4 protein-coding genes are annotated in these 1,646 nt (G+C 34.2%); 1 reads left to right on the top strand and 3 read right to left on the bottom strand.

Annotation, left to right across the window (positions count from 1 at the left end; all coding sequences use genetic code 11):
- Positions 1 to 135, top strand: a 135-nt coding sequence (locus B8880_RS14890) for a plasmid mobilization protein (protein ID WP_418889037.1), incomplete at its 5' end; no start/stop codon positions are given.
- An 86-nt stretch (positions 136 to 221) separates the two neighbouring features.
- Here the strand turns inward: B8880_RS14890 and B8880_RS12780 are convergent.
- From B8880_RS12780 to B8880_RS12770, 3 genes are all read right to left on the bottom strand, one after another.
- Entirely contained in the window at positions 222 to 560 is a 339-nt protein-coding gene (locus B8880_RS12780) for a hypothetical protein (RefSeq protein ID WP_084257959.1), read from the bottom strand.
- Between the two features lie 78 nt (positions 561 to 638).
- Positions 639 to 1,307: a hypothetical protein gene (locus tag B8880_RS12775; protein ID WP_084257958.1), complete on the bottom strand. Its 669-nt coding sequence runs from the start codon at positions 1,305 to 1,307 to the stop codon at positions 639 to 641.
- Complete coding sequence (locus tag B8880_RS12770; RefSeq protein WP_084257957.1) at positions 1,267 to 1,614, bottom strand: hypothetical protein; 348 nt, start codon at positions 1,612 to 1,614, stop codon at positions 1,267 to 1,269. The genes B8880_RS12775 and B8880_RS12770 overlap by 41 nt, the downstream gene beginning before the upstream one ends.
- Positions 1,615 to 1,646 lie beyond the last annotated feature (32 nt).

Genomic DNA, 1,646 nt, shown 5'->3' with positions numbered 1-1,646 from the left:
AAAAAAAATACTTATATACACATTCGCTGCACTAAAGCTCAGAAAGAAATGATTACCGAGCAGGCTAGTAAGCAAGGAAAAACAATAAGCAATTATCTTATTCAATTAGCCGAAAAAGATAATAATTCTGACTAAAAATGACGGTAACGCATTCTATACCACCCAAAAACAAAAAAATCGGCGCACTAAGTGAGATATATCACTCAGTGCGCCGAATCTATTTAAGCCGCCGTATCTTTGATTTTGCCGCCGGCTAACGCATGCGGATTAATATAGCCCGGATAATCCTCTGGCGTAAACCCTTCCGGCAGCGCTTGGATTAACTGCGTCAATGCCCAGTCATAGCCGACAGCGTTTCTATCCTCAGGTAGCGGACTAAGATTAAACGAATTAAATGACAGCGCATTTTTGCCAGCTGCTTTGGCTTTTGCACTGACATAGCAAGCAACAACGACGACAGCGTTATCGTTGATAAAATCAACGTTAAGCGTAGTGATTTCGTGGTAACTGCATGTTGCGCCGGTTTGTTCATCTTCAATTGATTTCTCTATGTATTTCATAAGATTTCCTTATTTTTCAGATAATAAAAAACCGCACTTTCTGGGTGCGGTGTGCTGGTTAAATTTCGGTTAGTGTGTCTATGTTAAAATTTGATATGCAGTAAAAGTGAAAGGATTAACAATCTTTAAGGTTTCAAATGGTCCATATGCTTTCAAAACACCATTCACCACTGCTATTTCTCTTTCATCTGCACCTGTTACATTTTCAACCAATCTTAGTAGATCATTATATTTGAAAAACATATTAGTTACGGGTATCTTTAAATCAATTTCCCACCTACCCGGAACTCTGATTGCTTTACTTACACCAACTGTTACTTGTTTAGTAATAACATCAAATTCGCCTATAGACAACCCATTTAAGCCAATTCCATACAGCTCATTTGTAATTGGCTTTACTAAATTGTACTTTAACATCTCTCCAGTTTCATTATAACTGAAATAACCTCTTTCAATTGCAATATAGCTTTTATCTGTAAGTTTTACAACATCTGAATTATTGTCGTAAGTGTCCCATTCTGATTTAGGATTGGTGTATTTTCCCACATAAACCGCTTTGAACAACTGATTTAAATCTAATTCTCTACCATTCCCAATTAAACCATATGTGCTTGTTCTCGGGTTTGGAAAATTAGTAATTATTCGGCTTCCTATTTTAATCCCATAACTCATATCGTCCTCTTTATTTGCATTCTTACCGACTAATTTATTCCACCACTTCTTCAACCAATTTATCAGCTTTTTCATTATCATCCTCCATTTCAATTGTATTAATTTCGGCACCATAAAACACACTATCGGTCATTTCTGATATTAATTTTAAACAATTATAGTTAATATCTTTGTTAAAGTCGTAAGTTTCATAATTAAACATAATTGCAACAATATTTTCTGCCAAAAGCATTTTTAGCAAATCTAATTCTGAAAAACTCGCTATTTGAACCTCGATCTCCTTATTAATATAATCAACTCTAATTTGACTAATTGCGTGGTATTTAAAACTCATAAATCTTAAATCTTTTTGTAATAAAACACTTTTATCTAAATAGTACATTATGTTAATTTCCCCAGTCTAACTTTTAAAAC

Source organism: Pasteurella testudinis DSM 23072 (assembly GCF_900176075.1).
GTDB classification, from domain to species: Bacteria; Pseudomonadota; Gammaproteobacteria; order Enterobacterales; family Pasteurellaceae; genus Chelonobacter; species Chelonobacter testudinis.
Note: the sequence above shows the minus strand (reverse complement) of the source record. Positions and strands in the feature narration are given on the sequence as shown.